The following is a 22,401-nucleotide window of genomic DNA, read 5'->3' on the forward strand; positions in this document are numbered from 1 at the left end:
TACTGATTCTCGGTTACAGCCACGTACCCCCGTCCGGGTCATACGGGTGCACATCCTGACCAAAAAACTTTTCCCACTGACGTTCGCCTGGACCTGGTATGAAGCAGCGGTGGACGCCACCCAGTTGCGCCGAGCCATCGCCCGTACCCCACTCGCCCCCGTCGCCGCCTTCCCCAAGCGGCTCGCCCGGGTCGCCCGCCACGATGCCAAGGTGCTGCGCGCCTCGGCCCGGTGGCTGGTCACCTCCCGGGAACATCACAACTACACCTACGAGCTGACCAAGCTCAGCCGTCACCACCTGACCTGGTTCGTCAGCGTCGTCTGCGACATCCCGGTAAAGCAGGTCCGCGGCTACGTCGCCGAAATCGAGTCCGACGACGTGCTGCGGCGCCACATCGAGCAGGCCACCGCCACGGCAGCCCGCCGGGGGCTCGCCGACAAGAAGGTCCGCTATGCCCGACGCGTCGGCTGGTACGCCTTCGTCCGGGCCACCCGCCCAGGTCACATCGTCGAGACCGGTGTCGACAAGGGACTCGGCAGCGTGGTCCTGGCGTCCGCCCTGCTGCGCAACGCGCAGGAGGGTCACCCGGGCCGGGTCACCTCGCTGGACATCAACCCCGAGGCCGGCTACCTGGCCCGGGTCGCGCCGTGGTCGGAGGTCGTCGACCTGGTGATCGGCGACTCGATCGCCTCGATCGGCGCGCTGGATCGCCCGGTCGACCTCTTCCTGCACGACAGCGACCACAGCCGGGCCCACGAGAAGCGTGAGTTCGACGCCGTGGAGCCCAAGCTGGCCCCCGGCGCGATCCTGCTCACCGACAACGTCACCAGCACCAATGTGCTCGCCGAGCACGCCGAACGCACCGGCCGGCGGTTCCTCGCCTATCGGGAGAGCCCCGCCAACCACTGGTACCCGGGCGACGGCATCGGCGTGGCATGGTAGCCGGGTGCGGCTGACCTCGATCTCCACGTACCCCGTCAAGGGTTGTCACCGCCTCGACCACGACGGCGCGTTCGTGCACCCGTGGAGCCTGGCCGGCGACCCGGCAATCGGCACCCCACGGTCACCGTCCGTCGATGCTGTCTTAGCTTTGGCTTAGCCCGCTTGTCGGTACGCGCCCGGGTCCGGCAGCATCGCCGTCGTGACGGACGGAAGCGCTGTCGACATCAACATCGACCTGGACCACCCTCCAGAGGATCGGCCCGCGCCGTCGTCCGGCGCGAAGCCGTGGCTGGTCGCCGCCGGCGTCACCGTCCTCGCGGCGACGCTCGGGCTCACCCTCACCCTGCGCTCCGGCTCCACCCCGGCCTGCGCCGCCGGTCGGACGCTCGCCGCGCCACCCACCGGCACCGCCACCCACAGCGGCAAGGCGACCTTCTACGACTCCAAGGGCGCCGGCGGCAACTGCTCGAACCCGGCCGCCCCGGCCAACCGGCTCTACGTCGCGCTCGGCCCCACGGAGTACGCCGCCGGCGCCGCCTGCGGCGGATTCCTCGACGTCGTCGGCCCGAAGGGCACCGTCCGGGTGCTCATCATGGACCAGTGCCCGGAGTGCGAACCCGGCCACCTCGACCTGTCCCGCGAGGCGTTCGCCCGGATCGCCGACCCGGTCCAGGGCCTCGTACCGGTCACCTACCGCGCAGTGGTCAACCCGCCACTGCCCGGACCACTCACCTTTCGGATCAAGGAGGGCGCGTCGCAGTGGTGGTTCGCCGTCCGCGTCGGCAACCACGGCAACCCGCTGCGGTCCGTCGAGGTCCGGCAGGGTGACAGCGGCCCCTGGCAGTCGGCCGCCCGGCAGGACTACAACTACTGGCTGATCGCCTCCGGCGCCGGGCCCGGCCCGTTCACCATCCGGATCAGCGACGTGTACGGCAACCGCGCCACCGTCGGCGGCATCCGGATGGCGCCGGGCCAGGTGCAGAACAGCACGGTCCGGATGTACGCCCCGGGCGGCGGGGCGGCCACTCGACGTCAAACCCCGTCGACCCGGCCGCCGAGCACCCGACCCGCCAGCACGCCGACGCCGACGCGTCGCCCGGTCGAGGTGGCGAGGACGAGCGCGCCGGCCACCGACGCGCCGGCCACCAGCTCGGCTCGGGCGAACGCCCGGTGGTGCGCGGGCTGACCGCTCAGTCGGCCACCGTCAGATCGAGCCACATCAGAATCTCGTCCCGGTCGTCGTCGGGGGCCACCCGCAACGCGCCCGGCAACCGGCCGACCTCCTCGTACCCGAGGCGAGCGTAGAACTTGTCCAACCCCAGCCCGTCGCGCACCGTGACGTGCAGCGCCTCGTGGCCGAACGCCCTGCCCAGCCGGGCGGCCTCCACCATCAGCGCCGAGCCGTAACCGGAACCCTGGGTGTCCGGGTGGACCATCACCCGCTTCAACACACACCAGTGCGCCGTGAGCGGGAACCGGTTGTCACCGAAGATCAACATGCCGGTCAGTCGGTCACCGACGTAGCCGACCAGCAGGCGGTCCGGCCCGTCGACGATGCCGGCGAAGGTCGGATCGGCGATCACGCGCACGTCGGCGGCGGTGACCGGTGGCACGAAGCCGACCGCGCCGCCCGCGTTACTGACGTCCACCCAGAGGTCGACGATCTCGGCACGCAGCTGCGGGGTCAGGTCGGGGTCGAGGACGAAGCGCAGAGTCACGCTGGCCATCCTGACCCGACGACCAGGCCCGCTACCCGCAACAGTGACGCGCCCGACAACCCGTGGTGTTCGTTTACCTGTGCGGGAGAGGGGATTCGAACCCCCACATCCTTCCGGATACAGGTTCCTAAGACCTGCGCGGCTGCCGTTACGCCACTCCCGCCAACTCCCCGAGTCTAGAACGTCGGGCTCCGACGGTGTTGAGCCCGGCCTCCTTGAGAATGGTCGAGATCGTGCCATGACTCACCTTGCACGGTCCGCCAGGCAGATTGCGGAGAATCTCCGACAGCCGCTTCGGGCCAGCATCCGGATTGGCCAGCGCCTGTTCAACTACCACGTCGCGATGAGCCCTTGACCGCCAGCTGCGGTCCGGACGCGGCGCCAGCACGCCCTCCTGCTCGAGGCTGCGCCGGACCTTGTACAGGTATGCCGGCTGACAGCCCAGCTGTCGTGCCGCATCGAGGGCCGTCATCTCTTGCGCGTCGACCCGACCGAACAGATCGACGAGCTCCCCTCGGGTTGCTGGTCGCCGACCGGAACCGGCTGTCTCGTGCGAGCGTTCCTCGTGACCGGTCGCCGTTCCGAGGGGAATGGCGAGGTCACGGGCTCGGTTCCGCCGACCGGCGTAGGTGGCGGTCTGGCTGTGACAGTTCGGGCAGAGGAGCCGCAGGTTTGGTGGCCGGTTGTCGAGGAAGTCCCCGCTGATGTGGTCGACGTGCAGGATGAGGGACGCGCCTCGCCACACCGGCCCTATCCCGCACCCCTCGCACTCCTCCGGCACGCCGAGAGTGCCCAGCGCCCACTTCAACCGCGCGCCGGGCGTCCGGCGGGATCCTTCGGGTAGCACAACCAGGAGCTGTGCTGATGTGGTGCGCCGTTCACCGCTGCGACCCTTGTTGTGTGCCTGCCTGCTGAAGTGCGACGTGTCGATGCCGAACCGCTTGAGCTGCCGGCTGATGTGGGCGTGCGAGCCACCGCTGACGCGTACGCCGAGCAACCGCATCACCTCGGTGATGTTGCGGGCGACGGCGGCAGCGGCGGCCAGCGCTTCGGGCGTGTACTTGTATCGGACCACTGACGGACCGTAGCGGGCCGGTACGACAGTCAGTCCAGGCCGAGGTCGCGGCGGAGCTTGGCGACGTGCCCGGTGGCCTTGACGTTGTAGAGCGCTCGTTCGATCTTGCCGTCGGCGTCGATCACGAACGTTGAGCGGATCACGCCCGTGACGGTCTTGCCGTACAGCTGCTTTTCGCCGTACGCGCCGTACGCGGTCAACACCGCCTTGTCCGGGTCCGACACCAGCGGGAAGGTGATCGCGTCGCGCTCGCGGAACTTCGCCAGCTTCACCGGCTTGTCCGGGGAGATGCCGACGACCTCGTAGCCGGCGGCCTGGAGTGAGGCGAGCGAGTCGCGGAAGTCGCAGGCCTGCTTGGTGCAGCCGGGGGTCATCGCGGCCGGGTAGGCGTACAGGACGACCTTGCGGCCGCGCAGGTCGGCGAGGGAGAGCTGGTCGCCGGTGTCGGTGTCGAGGGTGAACTCGGGGGCGGGGTCACCGGGGGAGAGGCGGTCGGGCGCGGTCATGGCCCGACCCTACCGCCGAGCCGGCGGGTGCCGCCGCCAGCGAGTCGCGTCGGCGTGTGGGGCGGCGCGCTGGTGGAGGCTGGCCTGGAGTGATCAAGCCCATGCCTTGTTGCCAGAGTCTGGCAACAACGATGCTTGGGAAATAGGCTGACCCACGCCGGCCCGGTCGGGCCCGCTGACGCGTGGGAGGTCGCGTGGAGACACTGGCGATGCACATCTCGAACGGGATCATCGACGGTCCCGTCGCAGCGATCTTCGCTGCGCTCGCTCTTGCCGCGCTCACCGCCTGCGTGCTGCGCGGTCGACGCGACCTGGACGATCGGCTGGCCCCGATGGCCGGCCTGGTGGCGGCGTTCATCTTCGCCGTCCAGATGCTCAACTTCCCGATCTTCACGGCCGGTGTCAGTGGCCACCTGCTCGGTGGTGCGCTCGCCGCCATGCTGGTCGGCCCGTGGGTCGGCGCGCTCTGTGTGGCAGTGGTGCTGGTCGTCCAGGCGCTGATCTTCGGTGACGGCGGCGTGGCGATGCTCGGCCTCAACATCACGAACATGGCGTTGCTCGGCACCGCCGCGGCGTACGCGCTGATCGCGCTGTTGTTGCGGGTGCTGCCCCGCACGCGGGCCGGTCTGGCCGTGACCGCGTTCGTCGCCGCGACGGTCAGCGTGGTGGTGGCGTCGCAGGGCTTCGTCCTGGAGTACTGGCTGGGCGGCACCACCAACCTGGGCAACAACCTGGGCGGCCTGGCCGGCACCATGGCCGGTGTCCACCTGCTGATCGGCATCGGCGAGGGCCTGATCACCGCGACCACGGTGCTCACCGTCGCGAAGGTACGCCCTGACCTGGTGTACGCGCTGCGTTCCCTGCGTACGCCCGCCGCCCCCGCCGTCCCGGTCGCCGGAGGTGTCCGATGAAGAACCGTTCCTGGGCCTTCCTGGCCGGTGGCCTGCTGGTCGCCCTGCTGCTCGCCGGGGTGGTGAGCAACTACGCGTCGTCCCACCCGGACGGGTTGGACTCGTCCCTGCTCAAGGGCTGCACCGTCGACGCCGACAACAACATCGTCGCCGGCAGTTGCCCGGCCCAGCAGGCGAAGGACCACGAGCTGGGGGACAGCCCGCTCGCCGACTACGGCGTACGGGGGGTCGAGAACAGCTTCGTCTCCACCGGCCTCTCCGGGGTGCTCGGCGTGTTGGTCACCTTCGCGATCGGCGCCGGCGGGTTCTGGCTGCTGCGCCGTCGGGGCGGTACCCCGTCCGAGGGTGACGCGGCCACGCCCGCCGAGGGCGACGCCACGGCGGCCCGCGCCGAAGCAACCAGCTGAGCAGGGGGTACGCGGATGGGGGCCGGTCATGGGCACGTGCTGTACCGCGAGTCGGACTCGCCGGTGCACCGGCTCCCGCCCGAGGTGAAGATCGTGGCGATGGTGGTCTTCACCATCGCCGTGGTGGCCACCCCACGCGAGGCGTTCTGGGCCTTCGGGGCGTACGCCGTGCTGGTGGCCGTGGTGGCGGCGCTGGCCCGGGTGGGACCGCGGTGGTTGCTCAGCCGAGCGTTGATCGAGCTGCCGTTCGTGCTGTTCGCCGTCGCCCTGCCGTTCCTCGGCAGCGGCGACCGGGTCGAGGTGCTGGGTCTGCGCCTGTCCGAGGACGGGCTGCACGGCGCGTGGAACATCCTGGCCAAGGGCACCCTGGGGGTGCTCGTCTCGCTGCTGCTGGCCGCGACCACCACCACCCGGGACCTGATCGTGGGACTGGACCGGCTGCACTGCCCGCAGGTGCTCACCCAGATCGCCACGTTCATGCTGCGCTACCTGGACGTGCTGGTCGGCGAGGCGCGGCGGATGCGGGTGGCCCGGATCTCCCGGGGCGACGACCCGCGCTTCCTGTGGCAGCTGCGCGGTTTCGCCGCCGGGATCGGGGCGTTGTTCCTGCGCGCCTTCGAGCGTGGCGAGCGGGTCTATCTGGCGATGCTGTCCCGGGGTTACACCGGGCGGATGCCCGCCGTGTGGCAGGGCGAGGGCGCGGCGAGCGTCGGTCAGTGGTTGGTCGCGGCGACCGTGCCGGTGTTGGCGGCCTCCATCGCCGCCACCGCCGTCGTGCTGTCATGATCGGTGTCGTGCAGACCGCTGTCTCGCTGGACGTTCGGGGCGTTCGCTACGCGTACCCGGACGGGCACGTCGCCCTTCAGGGGGTCGACCTGACCGTGCCGCGTGGTGACCGGGTGGCGCTGCTCGGGCCCAACGGCGCCGGCAAGACCACGCTGGTGCTGCACCTCAACGGCATCCTCACCCCGACCGAGGGCAGCGTGAGCGTCGGCGGGCTGACGGTCACCCCGGATCGGCCCACCCTGGCCGAGGTGCGCCGCCGGGTGGGCATCGTCTTCCAGGACCCGGACGACCAGTTGTTCCTGCCCACGGTGGCGGAGGACGTGGCGTTCGGGCCGGCGAACCTGGGTCTGCGCGGGGCCGAGCTGGCCGCCCGGGTGGACGAGGCGCTCGCCGCGGTGGGGATGGGTGAGCACCGGGACCGGGCCCCGCAGCACCTGTCGTTCGGGCAGCGCCGCCGGGTGGCGGTGGCGACCGTGCTCGCCATGCACCCGGAGATCCTGGTGCTCGACGAGCCGTCGTCGAACCTGGACCCGGCGGCCCGTCGTGAGCTGGCCGAGATCCTGCGCGGCCTGCCGGTGACCCTGTTGATGGTCACCCACGACCTGCCGTACGCGGCGGAGCTGTGCGAGCGCTCGGTGATCCTGGACGACGGCCGGATCGTCGCCGACGCCCCCACCCGCACGCTGCTCAGCGACGCCCCCCTGCTGGCGAAGCACCGCCTGGAGCTTCCCCACGGCTTCACCCCGCAGCCGTAGACCCACTCTCAGCGGGCTCGACCCGCGGTGCGGCCCCGGTGGCGCGGGAGGCGGCGTGCAGGCGCAGGATGCCGGCGGCTGTCGCGCCGGCGCCGGTGATCAGGAAGAGCGCCACCATCAGCCGGGCGGCCGTGGGCGACCAGGGCACCGGGGCGATGGCGCGGGCGAACACGGCGGCGTTCGCCGCCCCGGCGAAGAGCGCCAGGCAGGCCCCGGCCAGCGCGATCACGAAGTCGGCGGCGGGGCGGCGGCGCAGCGCGTACCAGCCGGCGGCGATCGCGCCGAGGCCGGTGAGCAGCGACCAGATCTGCCCGGACAGCAGCCCGACCAGCACCCCGCCCACACCCTGGGCGCCCGCGTCGAACTCCCGTCCCACCGGGTAGACGACCGCCAGCGCGCCGCCGACGATCAGCAACACGCCGAGCGCGGACAACGCGCGGGCGCCGGCCGGGGCGGTGGCGGCGAGCAGGCCGAGCGCGCCCACCGCGAGCAGCCCCACGATGGTCACCGCCCACCAGGTGTACGCGTCCGGTGGCGGCACCCAGTCCAGGGTGCCGCCGATCGTCACCGGGTCGGTGCCGTCGCGCAGCGGGATGGTCCAGTCCCGGACCCGCTGTTCGCGGTCCGGTGCGGCGCGTACCGCGGCCGGTGGTGCCGACTCCTGCCACAGCGCGCGCTGGTCGTGCCAGCGGGCCGTGGTGCCGTCGGCGATCCGCCGCCAGGACGGTGCGGCGGCCGGGTCGGCCTCGGCCGGGAGGGTGGTGTCCCCGGTGATGGTGCGGTTCAGGTAGGTGGCGGGGGAGTGGCTGTTCTCGAAGACGCCGTCCGGGCCGACGCGCAGGTAGGGCTCACCGGAGTAGCCGATGACCTCGATGTCGCGGCCGGTGCGGTTGGTCAGCTCCAGTCGGGCGCCCGCCTCGATGACGCGTACCTCAAGCCCTGGCCGCGCCGGCGCGACCCCGGTGGTCCGGGTGCGGTAGTCGGTGCCGTCCGGCGCGTCCGCGCCGTGCGCGGCGGCAGGCGCCGCGCCGATCACTGTCACCAGGCCGGCTGCGGCGGCGACCAGGCCGGCGCGGCCCAGCAGGGTACGGATCACTTGCCGGCCGCCGCCACGGCTGCGGTGAGCGCGTCCGGGGTCGGGTTGTCGAGGCGCTTACCGTTGACCTTGACGGTTGGCGTGCCGGTGACGTTGCTCCGGCTCGCGTCTTCGGTGACGTGCTCGGTCCAGGTCCGGTACGTGTCGTCCTTCACGCAGCTGCCGAAGGAGCCCCGGTCGAGGCCCACGCTGGTGCCGATGTCGATGAGTTGGTCGTTGGTGAGCCCGGCGCTGCCCTCCGGCGGCTGCTGGGCGAAGAGCGCCTTGGCGTACTCGTGGTACTTGCCGCCCGCGGCGGCGCAGCCCGAGGCGGCCGAGGAGCGGGTGGAGTACTCGGTGGTGGAGAAGCGGTTGAGGAACGCGACCGGGTGGTAGACCACAGTCGCCTTGTTCTCGGCCACCAGCTGTTCGAGCGTCGACCCGCTGGTCTGCTCGAACTGTTTGCAGACCGGGCACAGGAAGTCCTCGTAGACGTCGACGGTGACCGGGCCGCCGCCGGTGACGATGCCGGTGCCGGCCGCGTTGGCGCCGGGCGGGGTGGTGAAGTCGGCGGCGCGCTGGTTGGACCAGACGGCCCAGCCGATGACGCCGGCGATGACCAGGACGAGGACCGCGGCGGCGGAGACCCAGATCGTGCGGCGGCGGCGCCGCTCGCGGGCCAACTGCTCGCGGACCACCCGGGCGGCGTCCCGCTGCCCCTTGCGACTACTCATCCTCGTCCTCCACAACGGGTTCGCCGGACAACCACCCGTCCACCGATACCGGCGTACGCGGCCAGATCAGCAAAAATCCGGCCAGAATCAAGAATCCCAGGTCGCGGAGGATCTCCGGGAGGTAACTGGGTGCCTGCCCCGCCGCCAACTGCCCGCCGCTGCCGAAGCAGCCGCAGTCGATGGCCAACCCCCGCGCCCAGGCCGAGGCGATGCCCGCGATGAAGACCACCAGCAGCGCGGCGGAGACCCCGGCGACGAGCCGGGTGGCCAGCCCGAGCAGCAGCAGCACGCCCAACGCCAGCTCGACGAAGGGCAGCGCCGCGCCGACCACTGTCGCCACGTCGTACGGCAGCACCTGGTACGCGTTGACCGCCCGCCCGGAGGCGGCCAGGTCGCTGACCTTCGACGCGCCGGCGACCAGCCAGACGGCGGCGAGGCCGAGTCGGGCCGCGATGCCGAGCCAGGGGCGGATCACCGGCCAACGGCCGCCCCGGGGGGAAGGTGCAGTCACGCTCATTTGTCGTCCCGTCCGCGCCGGAAGTTCCGCGTTCAACCGGTCAGGGCGTCGCCGACCGCCTCGACCAGATCGTCACGGGCCCGGGCGACCCGGGAACGGATGGTGCCCACCGGCACCCCTTCGACGGCGGCGGCCTCGGCGTACGACAGGCCGAGCAGTTGGGTGAGCACGAACGCGGAGCGCCGCTCGGGGCCGAGACGGCGGACCAGGTCGGCGGCGCCGAGGTGGCCGGCCGGGTCCGGGTGCGGCCGGTCGGTGTACGCGTTCGCCGTCAGGCGCTCGTCGAGCCGCCGACGCCGAATGACAGTGCGCAGGTGGTCGGCGCAGGTCCGCCTGGCGATTCCGAGCAGCCAGGTGCGGGCGCTGGAGCGGCCCTCGAAGGCGGGGAGGGCCCGGAACGCCCGCAGGTAGGTCTCCTGGGTCAGATCGTCGGCGCTGTCCGGGTCGACCAGGGCGGCGGCGAACCGCCAGACCTCGGCCTGGGTCAGCCGGACGAACGCCGCCTGGGCGGTGGGGTCGCCGTCGCGGGCGGTCAGCGCCCACTCGGTTGCCGGGTCCCGGGCGACCCCGTCGACCGGCTCTGCCGGACCGGCGGCACCGGAGTCACGCGGGACAGGGATCACGACAAACCAGGTTACGCGGCACCCGGCGGCGCGTCAGGGTCGTTCGGCCCTTGGATGGTCTGCGCCACGTCGGGAACTTTTCCCCACCCCGGGCCGACTACCAGGTCATGACGTGCGACCAAGAAAGCGACCACCCCCCTCGGGTCGCCGAAGGGAACACCCATCGGCGACCATGGCCGGCATGACTGTCGCCCCCCGTCGCTGGGCCGCCCGGCTTGCCGCAGCCGCCGGCCTCCTGGTCACCCTCGTCGCCTTGTTGATCGCGCCAGCCACCTCCGCGAGCGCCCACGCGGTGCTGGAGAGCAGCAGTCCGGCCGCCGCGTCCATCGTGCCGAGCGGGCCGTCCGAGGTGGCCCTCACGTTCAGCGAGTCGGTCCGCAAGGTGCCCGGCAAGATCCGGGTCATCGCGCCGGACGGGTCCCGGGCCGACCGGGGCGAACCGTCGTTCAGCGGCGGTGTCGTGACCATCCCGGTGGACCCGGCCGGCGCGCGCGGCACCTACCTGGTCAGCTTCCGGGTGATCTCCGCCGACAGCCACCCGGTCTCCGGGGCGTTCACCTACTCGGTCGGCGCACCCTCGACCCCACCCGTCGACTCCGGCACGGACAGCCGCGCCAACCCGGTGGTGGGCACGGCGGTGAAGGTGGCCCGCTTCCTCGGCTACGCCGGCCTGGTGCTGCTGGTCGGGCCGGCGCTGGTGCTCGCCGCGCTCTGGCCGCGACGGCTGTCCCGACGGGGGCCGAGCCGGCTGGCCTGGACCGGCCTCGGCCTGGTGGCCTTCGCCACCCTCGCTGACCTGTGGTTGCAGGTGCCCTACACGGCCGGCGGTGGTCTCTTCGACGTCACCGGCGAGGGGTTCGGCAGTGTCTTCGGCAGCGCCTTCGGTGCCGCCCACCTGGTCCGGCTCGGCCTGCTGGCGGCGTCCGTCTTCCTGCTCCGACCGCTGCTGGCCCGGCCCGCCGGCCGCGCGGACGCGATCATCCTGGCCGTCCTCGGCGGTGCCGCCCTGCTGACCTGGCCGCTGGCCGGGCACCCGGCGGCCTCCCCGGCGCCGGCGGTCTCCGTGGTGGTCGACGCGGTCCACCTGGGCAGCATGGCGGTCTGGCTGGGCGGTCTGCTCATGCTCGCCGTCTTCCTGCTGCGCCAGGCCGACGAGCGGGAGCTGGGCGCCATCCTGCCGATCTGGTCGCGCTGGGCGGCACTCGCCGTCTCGGCGCTGCTGCTGGCCGGCACCGTCCAGGCGCTGATCGAGGTGGCCACCCCACAGGCGCTCATCGACACCACGTACGGGCGTCTGCTGCTCGCCAAGATCGGGCTGTTCGCGCTGGTCATCGGCGTGGCCGCGTACTCCCGGCAGTTGGTGCGCAGCCGCGTCGCGGCGCAGCGCCCGGTGCCGGTGCGCCGGGCGGTCCTGGTGGAGTTGGCCGTCACCATGGTGGTGCTGGCCGTATCCGCCACGCTCGTGCAGACCACGCCCGCCCGTACCGCTGTGGCCGGCCCGTCCGCGGGGTCCGAGGCCGGTCTCTTCAGCACCAGGTTGTCCAGCCCGCTGCTGACGGTGGAGGTCGAGGTGAGCCCGGCCGAGCGGGGCAACAACTCGGTGCACCTGTACGCGTACGACAAGAACAACCAGCCGCTGCTGGTCGCCGAGTGGAAGGCGACCGTCGCGCTGCCCTCGGCCGGGATCGAGCCGATCGAGGTGCCGTTGCTGCGGTTGACGGACAGTCACGCCTACGGCGACATCAGCATGCCGGCCGCAGGCGAGTGGCAGCTGAAGATCACCGCCCGAACGACCGACATCGACCAGGCCACGGTGACCGCCACCGTGCCCATCCGTTAGAGAGGTTCGCGAAACCCATGATCCGATTCCGGCGTACCGCCACCGCCGCTGCCGCCCTGGCGTTCACCGCCGCCGCCACCGCTGTGCTCGGCTTCGCCGGACCGGCGTCGGCCCACGTGACGGTGAACCCGAAGGAGGCGACCCAGGGCGGCTACGCCCGGGTGGCGTTCCGGGTGCCCAACGAGAGCGACTCCGCCTCGACCACCAAGCTGGAAGTGGTGCTGCCGGAGAACGCCCCGGTCGGCTCGGTGTCGACGATGCCGGTGCCCGGCTGGACGGTCGCCACGGAGAAGCGCAAGGTGGATCCGCCGATCGAGGTGCACGGCAGTCAGCTCACCGAAGCGGTCTCCAAGATCACCTGGACGGCGTCCGGCGACGCGGGGGTGAAGCCGGGGCAGTTCCAGGAGTTCCCCGTCTCGCTGGGGCCGCTGCCGCAGGTCGACTCGATGGTCTTCAAGGTCCTGCAGACCTACTCGGACGGCAACATCTCCCGGTGGATCGACGAGCCGGCGCCGGGTGCCGAGGAGCCGGAGCACCCGGCGCCGGTGCTCACCCTGGCCGCCGCCGCGGCGCCGGCGGGTTCGGCCGCGCCGACCGCTGCCGTCGCCACGCCCGACGACGATGACGACAACGACGGCAACGGCCTCGCGGTCGGCCTCGGTGTGGCTGGGCTCGTCGCCGGTCTGGCCGGCCTGGTGCTGGGCGGGCTGGCGTACGCGCGTACCCGCCGGGATCCGGTCGCCAAGGCCTGACCCCGCGTCCCACCCGCTGGCCCGCCGGATTTCCGGCGGGCCAGCGTGCTTTCCGGAGTCAGTGCCGGCCGTGCCGTGGATATCCCCTGATCAGACGGGCTACGTCGGTAAGGTCGGCCGGGTATTTGGCTACTGAGGGGGACGGTGCGGATGCGGTTCGTGCGGGTGATCGCCGGAGTGCTGCTGTTGGTCGTGGGAATTCCGGCGCTGTTCGCCGGTGGCGGGCTGTGGCTGGTGACCCGGCACGCCGACCCCGGCGGGGCCTTCGCCGCCCGCTTCGAGACGGTCCGCACGCCCGGTCACGCGGTAGTGGTCACCGACCTCGACCGACTGCTGCGGCAGGAGGCGCCCTTCGCGCGTACCGCGCAGACCCGGCTGCGACTGGACGCCCGCGCCGCGGGCGGCCCGGCCTTCGTCGGACTGGCGCCCACCGCCGAGGTGCGTGGCTGGCTGGAGGCGGTGCCGCACGCCACGGTGCACCGGGTGGTGCTGGCCCGGGGTCCGCTGCCGGTCCGGCTCGACCCGGCCGGACCGGCCGCCGACGCCCCGGGCGTCGCAGCGGCCGACGGGCCGGTCACGCCGCTGGGTCGGCCCTTCTGGGTACGCGATGGGATCGGCTCGCTGGAGTGGAGCGCGGACGACCTCGCCGGCGAACCCATGAGCCTGGTGGTGATGCGCCCCGACGGAGAGGCCGACCTGGCCCTGGACCTGCGCGCCGAGTTGCGGGCCGGGTGGACCGGCCCGGCCACCTGGGGCCTGCTGACCATCGGCGTGCTGCTGGTGGTGTGCGCGGCGCTGCTCCTGCTGCGACCGCTGCACCCGCGCGAGGTGATCTTCGTGGTCGAGCCGGACCAGGTGCCGGTGCTCGCCGGCCGGCTCGGGGTCACCTCGCTCAGTGGCCTGGGCCTCCGGCAACCCGACCCGATCCCGCCGTTGCCGGTACGACAACTCACCCCGGTCGGCGCCGCAGCCGCGGAACCCGCCCGGTCGGCGATCGGCGCGGCGCGCCCGGCCACCCTCGCCGACCTGGACGAGCCGATCCGGCTGCCCCGCCCACCGGAGGTGACGCTGAGTCTCGCCTGGCCGCCGGCCGACGCGGACGAGCCCACGTCCCGCCCGGTGGCGGTCCGACCCGTTGACGGCCCGGCCGGGGTCTCGTCGGCTGACGGCCCGGCCGGTGGTGGTTCCACCGGTTGACGGCCCGGCGGGTGGCGGCGGGGGAAACGGCGAGTGGCCCTCCGCGCTGCCGACGCGGAGGGCCACCCTCACCGGGGGATCGGTGCTACCCGAGCGACGCTTGAGGTAGATGAGGACACTTTAGCGCCGAACGTGGCCACTCGGGATGTCTGTCCAATTGGTGCGATTTTCCGCACTGCGCCGCGAGCGCACCGGCAGCACCACCAGCAGCAGCAGGCTGAGCAGTACGTAGGTGTTCTGCAGGACGAAGTCCACCGGGTCATGAGTGCGGATCAGTCCCGCGCCCCAGTCCTGGAATGTCACCACGCCGTAGATGGTCAGGGCGGTGATGCCCAGCGCGAGCCCGGCCAGCCACCGACGCCGGCGGGCCTCGTCCGGGCGGCTGGCGCTCAACGCCGCGTCGGCGAGCAGCACCACCGCCGGCACGAACCAGTAGATGTGGTGGGTCCAGGTGATCGGGCTCGCCAGGGAACCGACCAGCCCGGTCAGCGTCAGGCCCGTCAACGGGTCACCGGCCCGTGCCGCGCGGGCGGCCCGCCACAACCCGTAGCCGGCGACCACGGCGACCAGCAGCAGCCAGAGCAGCCGGTCCGGCTTCTCCGGCGCGGTGAACCGGCTGAGCAGGCCGAACAGCGACTGGTTGCCGACGATGTCGGTGCGTCCCACCCGCTCGGTGGTCCACAGCTCGTGCGTCCAGAACCGCCACGAGTCGCGGGGGGCGATCGCCGCCGCGAGCAACGTCGCCGCCGCCGCGGTCGCGCTCGCCACCGCCGCGGCCCGCCACCGCCGGGTGGCCAGCAGATACACGATGAAGATGCCGGGGAACAGCTTGAGCGCCGTCGCCAACCCCACGCCCACCCCGGCCCAGCGCCGCGCCTGCGGTACGGCGAACAGCAGATCGGCCAGGATCAGCACGACCAGCAGCATGTTGATCTGGCCGAAGGTGATCGTCTCCCGGATGCTCTCCACCGCCAGCACCAGCAGGACGGCGACGACCAGGGTGAACGTTCGGGGCAGGTGGTGTCGGGCGATCACCGGGGCCACCAGCCACCGGGTGGTCAGCACCACGGCCAGCACGGTCAGCACCGTGAAGATCGCCACGGTGGCGCCGAGCCGCAGCAGGCCGAACGGCCACAGCAGCAGCGCGCTGAAGGGCGGGTAGGTGAAGTACAACTCGCCCTGCACCCGGTCGGGTTGGACGTAGTCGTAGAGCGGGTGGCCGACGCGCCACCAGTCCATCGCGGACATGTAGATCTTGAGATCGAAGAAGTTGTGCACGAGGCCGGGCAGGTAGAGCGCTGGCAGCACGGCGCCGAGGGCCACCACCGCGACCAGGCGACGGACCGTACGGCCGCCGGGATCGTCTTCGGTGACGGCGGGCGGTGCGACGGGTTCTGCTGGCACCCCGAAACCCTAGCGGGCCGGTCCGCCCAGAGCGCGCAGCCGCAGCGCGTGGGCTGCGCGTAGGCTGTCCCGGTGGCTGATCTCCTCGTCTGGATCGACTGTGAGATGACTGGGTTGGACCTCGGCAGAGACAAACTGATCGAGGTTGCGGCACTGGTCACCGATCCCGACCTCAACGTGCTGGGTGACGGTGTCGACGTGGTGATCCACGCCGACGAGGCGGCACTGGAGGGGATGCCGGAGATCGTCCGGACGATGCACGCCAAGTCCGGCCTCACCGAGGAGGTCCGCCGCTCGACGGTCAGCCTCGCCGAGGCCGAGGACCTGGTCCTGGATTACATCCGCACCTTCGTCAAGGATCCGCGTACGGCGCCGCTGTGCGGTAACTCGATCGCCACCGACCGAGGCTTCATCGCCCGGGACATGCCCCGCCTCGACGCGCACCTGCACTACCGGATGATCGACGTGTCGTCGATCAAGGAACTCTGCCGTCGCTGGTACCCCCGGGTGTACTTCGGCCAGCCGCAGAAGGGCCTCGCGCACCGGGCGCTGGCCGACATCCGGGAGAGCATCCGGGAGTTGGAGTACTACCGGCGCACGATCTTCGTTCCGCTGCCCGGCCCGGATGTCGAGACCGCCAAGGCCATCGCCGCCGAACTCTGACCCTTGCCGCGCTGACCGGCAACCCGCTGGACGTGCCCGGCTGTGGTGTGGCTATTATTGGTCCGCACCCCGCCCGGAGCGATCGACCGGGCGACGGCGGCATGGTGGCTGTAGCTCAGTTGGCAGAGCACCGGGTTGTGGTCCCGGTTGTCGTGGGTTCAATTCCCATCAGTCACCCCACTGGTTTCAGTGACTCAGGCCCCCTCTTCGGAGGGGGCCTGAGTCGTCGTGGGGGCGGGATAGGGGCCTACGCGAAAGCCCCCTCCGAAGAGGGGGCTTTCGTCGGGTGGCTCAGGAGGTCGGGGTGGCGGACGGGGTGACCGTCCCGGCAGGGGTCGGGGTCGGGGTGGCAGTGTCCGGGTCGGCCGGAGGCTCGTACGGGAGGGCGCTGCCCTTGACGTACTCGTCCCAGCTCATGTTCCAGTCGGTCCAGCCGTTGCCGTTCTGCAGCTTGCGCTCGGTGCCCTTGACCGTGATCGGGTCGCCGATCTGGGTGTTCTTGAAGAGCCAGTCGCCGTTGGCCATCGACACGTTCACGCAACCGTGCGACACGTTCGTGGTGCCCTGCTGCCCCTCGGACCAGGGCGCCGCGTGGATGAACTCCCCGCCCCAGGTGAGCCGCTGCGCGAAGTCAATCTTGGTGCGGTAGCCGTCCTCCGGGCCCAGCTCCTCGAACGTGTCGAAGACCGTCTTGCGCAGCTTCTCGATCACGACCATGGTGCCGCTGGACGACGGGGTGCTCTTCTTGCCCAGGCTGACCGGGATGGTCTTGATCACGGAGCCGTTTCGGGTCACCGTCATCCGTTTGGTCTTGTTGTCCACCGTCATGATCACCGATGCGCCGATCTTGACATCCACCGAGAGGTCGGCGCGGCCGTACCAGCCCTCACCCATCGGCAGGCCACCCGCCTGGACCCGGTAGGAGACCTTGCTGTCGGGCTTCCAGAACTCCTTCGGCCGGTACCGGATCTCGGTGGGGCTGACCCAGTGCCAGATTCCCTCCTGGGCCGGGGTCGAGGTGACAGTCATCCGCCGCTGCACGTCGTCGCGGTAGTCCTCCGGGATGCCCCGGCTGAACTTCACGATCAGCGGCATGCCCACCCCGACCACCTGGTTGTCACCGAGGAAGCTGCTCACGCGTACCTGATTGCCGGGCTTGGCCATGGTGGTGAAGGTGCTGGTCGCGGTGGCCGGACGCCCGTCGTCGCCGGTGGCGGTCACGGTCGCCGTGTAGCTCGTGCCGTACGCCAGCGCGCCGGCCGGCAGCCACGACTTGCCGTCCTTGGCGAGCGTGCCCTCAACGGCCTTGCCAGCGGCGTCCTTCAGCTCGACCGCAGTCTCCACGGCGTCCTTCGTGGTGAAGGTGATGCCGGTGGACGCCGGCACGTCCTTGGCGTCCGCGGCCGGCTCACTGATCGTCGCCGCGGCCTTCGGTGCCGGGTCCTCGCCGCCGCCGTGCCACGAGGACGGCTTGCCGCCGTCGTTGGTGCAGGCGGCGGTGAAGGCCAGCGCCACGGCGAGAAGCCCCGCCGCGAACACGCGGCGTCGCCCACCGGGCCTGATCAGCTGGTCCTGGCTAGCTCGCATGAATTCCCTCACAGTCGTGGTCGCTGCCCCATCGTCTCCTATTGACGCGCCAGAGCCGGCCCCGGTTGCCGAGGGTGAACCGAAACACGCCATCAATAGTGCCTGAGTCCTGCTACTATCCGGCGTTTCGTGAGCCTGGTTCGTCTCCGTGTCGGGACTGCGGGGGTCGCCGCGCCGTAGTTGCGCGGCGGGAGTGCCAGGGTACGCCGGCCCGGCCAACGGCAGGGCCGGCGCAACGCGGCCGACGGCTCAGACCGCCGGGCCGGCCCCGCCGCTGGGCACCGGCAACGCGCTGCCCTTGATGAACTCCGACCAGCTCAGGCTCCACGCCGTCCAACCGTTACCGGCGGCGATCCTGCGCTCGGTGCCCTTGATCGTGATCGGGTCACCGATCCGGGTCTTGTCGAACAACCACCTGGCGTTCGCCATCGACACGTTCACGCAGCCGTGCGAGACGTTCTGCCGTCCCTGCACGTGCTCCGACCAGGGCGCGGCGTGGATGTACTCGCCACCCCAGGTCAGCCGCTGGGCGAACTGGATGTCGGTCACGTAGCGGTTGGCCGGGTCCGGGTCGTCGCGGGTGTCGAAGACAGTGGTTTCCTTCTTCTCCATCACGACCAGCGTGCCGCTCGACGATGGCGTGCTCTTCTTGCCCAGGCTCACCGGAATGGTGCGCACCGGCGCGCCGTTCTCGTACACCGTCATCTTCTTGTTGGCGTTGTCGACCTTCATCTCGAACGACCGGCCGATCTTTGCGGTCGCCTTGCGGTCGATGTCGCCGTACCTGCCGTTGCTCAGCGGCACCCCCGCCAGGGCGATCCGCACGGTGATGGTGGTGCCCGGCTTCCAGTACTCCGGGGCCCGGTAGTAGGCCTGCGTGCCGTTGCTGACCCAGTGCCACGCGCCCGGCTGCGGCGGGTCGGTCCGGACGAACATCCGCTTCTGCACCGCGGCGCGGTCCTTCTTCGGGATGCCCGGGTGGAACTCGGTGACCACCGGCATGGCCACCCCGTAGCTCTTGTCGTCAAAGAGGTACAGGCCCGAACCGATGGTCGACTTCGGCTTGGCCATCGTGGTGAAGCTGCTGGTGCCCTGGCTGCTCGTGCCGTCCGAGCCGCTCGCCGTCACCGTGGCCGTGTAGCGGGTGCCCCACTTCAGTGGAGCTGACGGCACCCAGGCCGAGCCATCGGTACGCAGCTTGCCCTCGACCGAGCCGCCACCGTCCGCCGTCAGGGTGACCGCGGACACCTTCCCGCCGTCCGGGAGCTTCGCGCTGATCTCCGTGCTCACCGGCCGGTTCTTCGTGCCGTCCGCCGGGCTCAACGTGAGCGGCGGCCCACTCGGTGTGCTCGGTGTGGAAGGGGCGGCTGAGCCAGGGGCGGCGCTCACGTCCGAGGACGGGCCGCCAACAAATGCCGGCTTCTTGTCGTCGCCGCCGCACCCGGTCAGTGCCAGCGACGCCGCCAGAGTCAGGGCGCCCACCACCGCCCCGGCTCGCGTGAACCGTGCCATGCCCACCTCTGTTCTCGCGTACCTGGCGGACATCGTGCCGCATCACCGCCGCAACCCATGCCCCGGTCTTGACGGTGGTGGTCGGTTTGGGGCTATTTGCCGGCAAAGCTCGACCGAAGGGGGGACCCGGGTAACCGAATTGGAGCCCGCTCGGGAGGGGTGCTAATGTTCTGTCCGTTGCCGACGAGCGCCGCTAGCTCAACTGGCAGAGCAGCGGACTCTTAATCCGCGGGTTCGGGGTTCGAGTCCCTGGCGGCGCACCAGCAGTATCCAGGGGACATGACCAATCGGTCATGTCCCCTGATTCATATGGGGCACCGGATGGGTCAACCTGCAGTCTCACGTTCTTCCGGGGTGATCACAGCTGCGGCTGGCAGACTTTGCGGGTCAAGCCCAGACTCTTGCGTAACCACATCGCGACCCCCGGCAGTGACTGTGGCCCCGCGGACGTTGAAGCTGACGACCCAGCAAGCCGCTGACCTGCTTGGAGTGAGCTGACCCACAGTCGTCAAGTTGCTCGACGAGGGCAAGATCCCGTTTGAGCGATTGGGGACTCACCGGCGCGTCCTTCTGCCCGACTTGCTTGCGTACCGGACGCAGCGCAGGGCCGAGCAGTATGCCGCGCTTGAGGCAACCTCGATGGACATCGATGATGAGGAAGACCTCGACGCGGTAATGCAGCGACTGCGCGAGGCGCGTCGTGTCATCGGACGACGCCGCAGGGGCCTGACAGAATAGACGGGTGTTTACCGCCCTCCTCGACACCTGTGTTCTCTGGCCCGATCTGCAGCGCGGGTCCTGCCCAGACCGAAGAGGACATTTTGAAGGTCCTCGACCGTCGCTACGGGATGACCTCCGCGGTCGAGATGATGCGACAGGCGGTGGCTGACACTCTGCATGTGCTGCCTCCGCAATCTCGCGTCAACGAATCGGAACCGCACACCAATGCGCATGGACTGCCTGCGGAGTGATGAGATTTGTAGGGTGTCGCCCTCACCGAGGACCAGCTTCCCGAGCTGATCCGGATGGCCGTCAACGCCCTGCGCATCGACGTCCGCAGCGATGCGGCGCGACCACAACGCTGACGCCACCACCGGCGCTAACGGGCGGTCTTGTCGCCGATGGGTCGCGGGTGCCGGAACGCGCTCAGTAGTGCGGTGACGAGAGCAGCCACCAGCAGGACCCTCACCACGTTGAACAGGACCGTGTCGGCGGTGGATTGGGGCGGGAAGATGTCCTTGGTGAGCCAGCCGACGCCCATCCCCAGCCCCAGGCAGAGATGCATCGCGGCCCGCAGGCGCGGGAGAGGCTGCGGGCGGCCGAAGATCCGGGGCACCGTGGTGCCGCCACGGCCCCTGCTGAACAGCACAGCGGCGAGGGTCAGGTTGGCCGCGGCGGCGATGACGACCAGGACCAGATCCACGGCATGGGCGCACGCTATCGCACGGTGCGCGCTGACCGGTCCGGTCCGGTGTGCCGGTGCCGTCGCCGCGAGCACCGCGGCAGCGGTCAGCACCTACATGCTGGCCGGTGGGGTGTTCGTAGACTCTTGGGGTGCAGAGTCGTCAAGGGCGGGTCCTGGCCGGCGTGTTGGATGCGGCGGAGGCAGCCTCGCCGGTCGAGGCGGTCGAGGCGGTCACCCGCGAGGTCGGTGTGGCGCTCGGCGCGTCGGCCGTCTCGTTCCTGATCGCCGACCTCAGCGGTCGGGCGCTGGTTCGGCTGGCTTACGTCCCGATCGACAACGCGGGCGGGACCCACCGCTACGGCGAAGAGGTCGCCACCGTGCTGCCGTTCGACGGCAGCCCGGCCGAGCAGGCGCTGCGCACCCAGACGGTGCAGGTCGTCGGCGGCTCCGACAGCTGGACGGTGTTGGCGCCGGTAACCGAACGCGGTGAGGTGATCGGCCTGCTGGAGATGATGTTGCCCGAGGAGCCGACCGCGCAGGAGCTGGGGGAGATCGCGCGTACGGCGCACGCGTTGGCGTTCGTGGTGATCGCGAACCGGCGGCACACCGACCTGTTCGAGTGGGGGCAACGGACGGATCCGTTCACCCTGTCCGCGGAGATCCAGCGCCGTCTGCTGCCGAGCGCGTTCACGTGTGAGGCCAGCGCGTTCACGCTGTCCGGTTGGCTGGAGCCGGCTGCCAGCATCGGCGGGGACACGTTCGACTACAGCCTGGGCCGCGATGTGCTGCATTTCAGCGTCACCGACGCGATGGGCCACGGGGTGGCAAGCGCGTTGACGGCCACCCTCGGCGTGGGCAGCCTGCGCAACACCCGCCGCCGGGGCGCTGGCCTGGTCGAACAGGCTGATGCCGCGAACACCGCGGTTGCCGAGCACGCTGGTGTGCGGGGCAGTTACGTCACCGCGGTCCTCGGGTGCCTCGACCTGCGCACCGGAGTGTGCACGCTGCTCAACGCCGGCCATGTTCCGCCGCTGCTGGTACGCGGCGGGGAAATTGAGCCGCTGCGGCTGCCGGGCAACTTTCCGCTGGGAATGTTCACCGAGGCGGACTTTCTCCACGAGGAGATCACTCTGCAACCCGGTGATCGCCTGGTGGTGGTCACCGACGGCATGTTGGAGCGCAACGCCGCCAACCTGGACCTGCCGGCCGTGTTGCGCTCGATCAGCGACCTGCACCCACGCGAGGCCGTGCGGGCGTTGGCCGACGCCGTGCTGGAGGTGGGGGGCCCTACTCTCGCCGATGATGCCACCCTGCTGATCATCGACTGGCACGGCGGGCATCAGAGAGACCGGCGGAGCAGCGCGGGCGCCGACGTGGAGCGGGCCAGGGTGGCGCTGCCGGACTGAACTGCTACCCGCCGGTGATGCCGTTGGAGGTCGTGATGTCGGCTTCGGCGGCGTGCACGTCGTCGTAGATGTCGATGACTCGGTCCACCGATGTGATGCTCAGGACCCGGCGCACTCCGGGCTGCACCCCGGCCAGGCTCAGCCGGCCGCCGACCTCGCTAAGCGACTTGAACATCACCACCAGCATGCCCAGCGCGCTCGAATCGATGAACCCCACCCCGGCCAGGTCCACCACCACCTGCCGGTCGCCGGAATCGATGAGTTGCTGCAGGTTGTCGCGGAGCTGTGGGGCGGTGGCCATGTCGAGGTCACCGCGCGCCTCGACCACGGTGCAACTCTGGCCCGGTCGAGCCGACAACAGCAGTTCCATGGCAGCCTCCCAGTGCGCAGGTCTGCCACCCACCCTATGCGCTTGACGTGCGACGACCACGACGGGCAGAGGCCGCGGCGGCAGCCGAACTGTTTCGCAGACTAACCCTGGGTACGGCAATCTGCAGTGGGCGCGCAAGAAGGTGGCCGCACGGTGGGGTTCTTGAGTGTGTCGAGCGTTGGGGGGGGGCCCGCGGGCGCCCGCCGCCGGGGGGT

The 22,401-nt window shown here is 71.0% G+C and carries 23 protein-coding genes, 3 tRNA genes and 2 pseudogenes; 15 read left to right on the forward strand and 13 right to left on the reverse strand.

Translation table 11 applies throughout. The features are described 5' to 3' along the window. The first annotated feature begins 46 nt into the window (after window positions 1–46). From ABZU52_RS00600 to ABZU52_RS00610, 3 genes and pseudogenes are all read left to right on the forward strand, one after another. Window positions 47–943, forward strand: a complete 897-nt coding sequence (locus ABZU52_RS00600; protein ID WP_354968980.1) for a class I SAM-dependent methyltransferase — start codon at window positions 47–49, stop codon at window positions 941–943. A 4-nt stretch (window positions 944–947) separates the two neighbouring features. Then, window positions 948–1,043: pseudogene (locus ABZU52_RS00605) on the forward strand (MOSC domain-containing protein); the annotation flags it as partial. Between the two features lie 99 nt (window positions 1,044–1,142). Then, window positions 1,143–2,129 (forward strand): expansin EXLX1 family cellulose-binding protein, encoded by a 987-nt coding sequence (locus tag ABZU52_RS00610; RefSeq protein WP_354968981.1) that lies wholly within the window; start codon window positions 1,143–1,145, stop codon window positions 2,127–2,129. A 4-nt stretch (window positions 2,130–2,133) separates the two neighbouring features. Here ABZU52_RS00610 and ABZU52_RS00615 read toward each other — a convergent pair whose 3' ends face one another. The 4 genes from ABZU52_RS00615 to bcp all read right to left on the reverse strand — a co-directional run bounded on the left by ABZU52_RS00615 (window position 2,134) and on the right by bcp (window position 4,242). Then, entirely contained in the window at window positions 2,134–2,661 is a 528-nt protein-coding gene (locus ABZU52_RS00615; RefSeq protein WP_354968982.1) for a GNAT family N-acetyltransferase, read from the reverse strand. An 80-nt stretch (window positions 2,662–2,741) separates the two neighbouring features. Further along, a tRNA-Leu gene (locus tag ABZU52_RS00620) sits at window positions 2,742–2,824 on the reverse strand. After that, window positions 2,810–3,736, reverse strand: coding sequence for a hypothetical protein (locus ABZU52_RS00625; protein ID WP_354968983.1), 927 nt, complete (start codon window positions 3,734–3,736; stop codon window positions 2,810–2,812). Before ABZU52_RS00625 ends, ABZU52_RS00620 begins: the two co-directional genes overlap by 15 nt. Window positions 3,737–3,765: 29 nt before the next feature. Then, a complete protein-coding gene (gene bcp, locus ABZU52_RS00630; RefSeq protein ID WP_354968984.1) occupies window positions 3,766–4,242 on the reverse strand; it encodes a thioredoxin-dependent thiol peroxidase in 477 nt (158 codons plus the stop codon). Between the two features lie 194 nt (window positions 4,243–4,436). Here bcp and ABZU52_RS00635 point away from each other — a divergent pair, with 194 nt between their 5' ends. Genes ABZU52_RS00635 through ABZU52_RS00650 form a run of 4 tightly spaced genes read left to right on the forward strand, consistent with a single transcriptional unit; the run spans window position 4,437 to window position 7,101 of the window. Next, window positions 4,437–5,153, forward strand: coding sequence for an energy-coupling factor ABC transporter permease (locus ABZU52_RS00635; RefSeq protein ID WP_354968985.1), 717 nt, complete (start codon window positions 4,437–4,439; stop codon window positions 5,151–5,153). Further along, window positions 5,150–5,560: a PDGLE domain-containing protein gene (locus ABZU52_RS00640; protein WP_354968986.1), complete on the forward strand. Its 411-nt coding sequence runs from the start codon at window positions 5,150–5,152 to the stop codon at window positions 5,558–5,560. Before ABZU52_RS00635 ends, ABZU52_RS00640 begins: the two co-directional genes overlap by 4 nt. 15 nt (window positions 5,561–5,575) lie before the next feature. After that, complete coding sequence (gene cbiQ, locus ABZU52_RS00645; RefSeq protein WP_354968987.1) at window positions 5,576–6,346, forward strand: cobalt ECF transporter T component CbiQ; 771 nt, start codon at window positions 5,576–5,578, stop codon at window positions 6,344–6,346. Further along, entirely contained in the window at window positions 6,343–7,101 is a 759-nt protein-coding gene (locus ABZU52_RS00650; RefSeq protein ID WP_354968988.1) for an ABC transporter ATP-binding protein, read from the forward strand. Before cbiQ ends, ABZU52_RS00650 begins: the two co-directional genes overlap by 4 nt. Here ABZU52_RS00650 and ABZU52_RS00655 read toward each other — a convergent pair. From ABZU52_RS00655 to ABZU52_RS00670, 4 genes are read right to left on the reverse strand one after another with little or no spacing between them, the layout of a single operon-like run. Next, window positions 7,085–8,197: a hypothetical protein gene (locus tag ABZU52_RS00655; RefSeq protein ID WP_354968989.1), complete on the reverse strand. Its 1,113-nt coding sequence runs from the start codon at window positions 8,195–8,197 to the stop codon at window positions 7,085–7,087. The two genes, ABZU52_RS00650 and ABZU52_RS00655, sit on opposite strands and share 17 nt — an antisense overlap. Next, window positions 8,194–8,910, reverse strand: a complete 717-nt coding sequence (locus ABZU52_RS00660; protein WP_354968990.1) for a thioredoxin domain-containing protein — start codon at window positions 8,908–8,910, stop codon at window positions 8,194–8,196. The genes ABZU52_RS00655 and ABZU52_RS00660 overlap by 4 nt, the downstream gene beginning before the upstream one ends. Then, window positions 8,903–9,427 (reverse strand): MauE/DoxX family redox-associated membrane protein, encoded by a 525-nt coding sequence (locus tag ABZU52_RS00665; protein WP_354968991.1) that lies wholly within the window; start codon window positions 9,425–9,427, stop codon window positions 8,903–8,905. The genes ABZU52_RS00660 and ABZU52_RS00665 overlap by 8 nt, the downstream gene beginning before the upstream one ends. 32 nt (window positions 9,428–9,459) lie before the next feature. Next, window positions 9,460–10,050, reverse strand: a complete 591-nt coding sequence (locus ABZU52_RS00670; RefSeq protein WP_354968992.1) for a sigma-70 family RNA polymerase sigma factor — start codon at window positions 10,048–10,050, stop codon at window positions 9,460–9,462. 172 nt (window positions 10,051–10,222) lie between these two features. Between ABZU52_RS00670 and ABZU52_RS00675 the strand changes: the two genes are divergently transcribed. The 3 genes and pseudogenes from ABZU52_RS00675 to ABZU52_RS00685 all read left to right on the forward strand — a co-directional run. Further along, complete coding sequence (locus tag ABZU52_RS00675; protein ID WP_354968993.1) at window positions 10,223–11,890, forward strand: copper resistance protein CopC; 1,668 nt, start codon at window positions 10,223–10,225, stop codon at window positions 11,888–11,890. Window positions 11,891–11,907: 17 nt separating this feature from the next. Next, window positions 11,908–12,642: a YcnI family protein gene (locus ABZU52_RS00680; RefSeq protein ID WP_354968994.1), complete on the forward strand. Its 735-nt coding sequence runs from the start codon at window positions 11,908–11,910 to the stop codon at window positions 12,640–12,642. A 690-nt stretch (window positions 12,643–13,332) separates the two neighbouring features. Next, window positions 13,333–13,548, forward strand: a pseudogene (locus tag ABZU52_RS00685) (hypothetical protein); the annotation flags it as partial. A 411-nt stretch (window positions 13,549–13,959) separates the two neighbouring features. Here ABZU52_RS00685 and ABZU52_RS00690 read toward each other — a convergent pair. After that, window positions 13,960–15,243 carry a glycosyltransferase 87 family protein gene (locus ABZU52_RS00690; protein ID WP_354968995.1) on the reverse strand — a complete coding sequence of 428 codons (1,284 nt, stop codon included), beginning with the start codon at window positions 15,241–15,243 and terminating at the stop codon, window positions 13,960–13,962. Between the two features lie 72 nt (window positions 15,244–15,315). Here ABZU52_RS00690 and orn point away from each other — a divergent pair, with 72 nt between their 5' ends. Together orn and ABZU52_RS00700 are read left to right on the forward strand one after the other, a co-directional pair. Continuing rightward, complete coding sequence (gene orn / locus ABZU52_RS00695; RefSeq protein WP_354968996.1) at window positions 15,316–15,906, forward strand: oligoribonuclease; 591 nt, start codon at window positions 15,316–15,318, stop codon at window positions 15,904–15,906. Between the two features lie 104 nt (window positions 15,907–16,010). Then, window positions 16,011–16,086, forward strand: a tRNA-His gene (locus ABZU52_RS00700). 111 nt (window positions 16,087–16,197) lie between these two features. Here ABZU52_RS00700 and ABZU52_RS00705 read toward each other — a convergent pair. Both ABZU52_RS00705 and ABZU52_RS00710 read right to left on the reverse strand, forming a co-directional pair. Next, the gene (locus ABZU52_RS00705) at window positions 16,198–17,493 is read right to left on the reverse strand and encodes an Ig-like domain-containing protein (protein WP_354968997.1); all 1,296 of its coding nucleotides are present in this window, start codon (window positions 17,491–17,493) and stop codon (window positions 16,198–16,200) included. Between the two features lie 249 nt (window positions 17,494–17,742). Next, on the reverse strand, window positions 17,743–19,005 hold the full coding sequence (locus ABZU52_RS00710; protein ID WP_354968998.1) for an Ig-like domain-containing protein: 1,263 nt from the start codon (window positions 19,003–19,005) through the stop codon (window positions 17,743–17,745). 187 nt (window positions 19,006–19,192) lie between these two features. Here ABZU52_RS00710 and ABZU52_RS00715 point away from each other — a divergent pair. Continuing rightward, window positions 19,193–19,268: transfer RNA gene (locus ABZU52_RS00715), tRNA-Lys, on the forward strand. A gap of 250 nt (window positions 19,269–19,518) precedes the next feature. Beyond that, on the forward strand, window positions 19,519–19,743 hold the full coding sequence (locus ABZU52_RS00720; RefSeq protein WP_354968999.1) for a hypothetical protein: 225 nt from the start codon (window positions 19,519–19,521) through the stop codon (window positions 19,741–19,743). Window positions 19,744–20,104: 361 nt separating this feature from the next. Here ABZU52_RS00720 and ABZU52_RS00725 read toward each other — a convergent pair whose 3' ends face one another. Beyond that, window positions 20,105–20,521, reverse strand: a complete 417-nt coding sequence (locus ABZU52_RS00725; protein ID WP_354969000.1) for a hypothetical protein — start codon at window positions 20,519–20,521, stop codon at window positions 20,105–20,107. Between the two features lie 38 nt (window positions 20,522–20,559). Here ABZU52_RS00725 and ABZU52_RS00730 point away from each other — a divergent pair, with 38 nt between their 5' ends. Further along, window positions 20,560–21,816, forward strand: a complete 1,257-nt coding sequence (locus tag ABZU52_RS00730) for a PP2C family protein-serine/threonine phosphatase (protein ID WP_354969001.1) — start codon at window positions 20,560–20,562, stop codon at window positions 21,814–21,816. A gap of 4 nt (window positions 21,817–21,820) precedes the next feature. Here ABZU52_RS00730 and ABZU52_RS00735 read toward each other — a convergent pair whose 3' ends face one another. Next, window positions 21,821–22,186 carry an STAS domain-containing protein gene (locus ABZU52_RS00735; protein WP_354969002.1) on the reverse strand — a complete coding sequence of 122 codons (366 nt, stop codon included), beginning with the start codon at window positions 22,184–22,186 and terminating at the stop codon, window positions 21,821–21,823. Window positions 22,187–22,401 lie beyond the last annotated feature (215 nt).

The sequence above is a fragment of the Micromonospora sp. NPDC005220 genome (assembly GCF_040607895.1).
In the GTDB taxonomy this organism is placed as follows: Bacteria; Actinomycetota; Actinomycetes; order Mycobacteriales; family Micromonosporaceae; genus Micromonospora.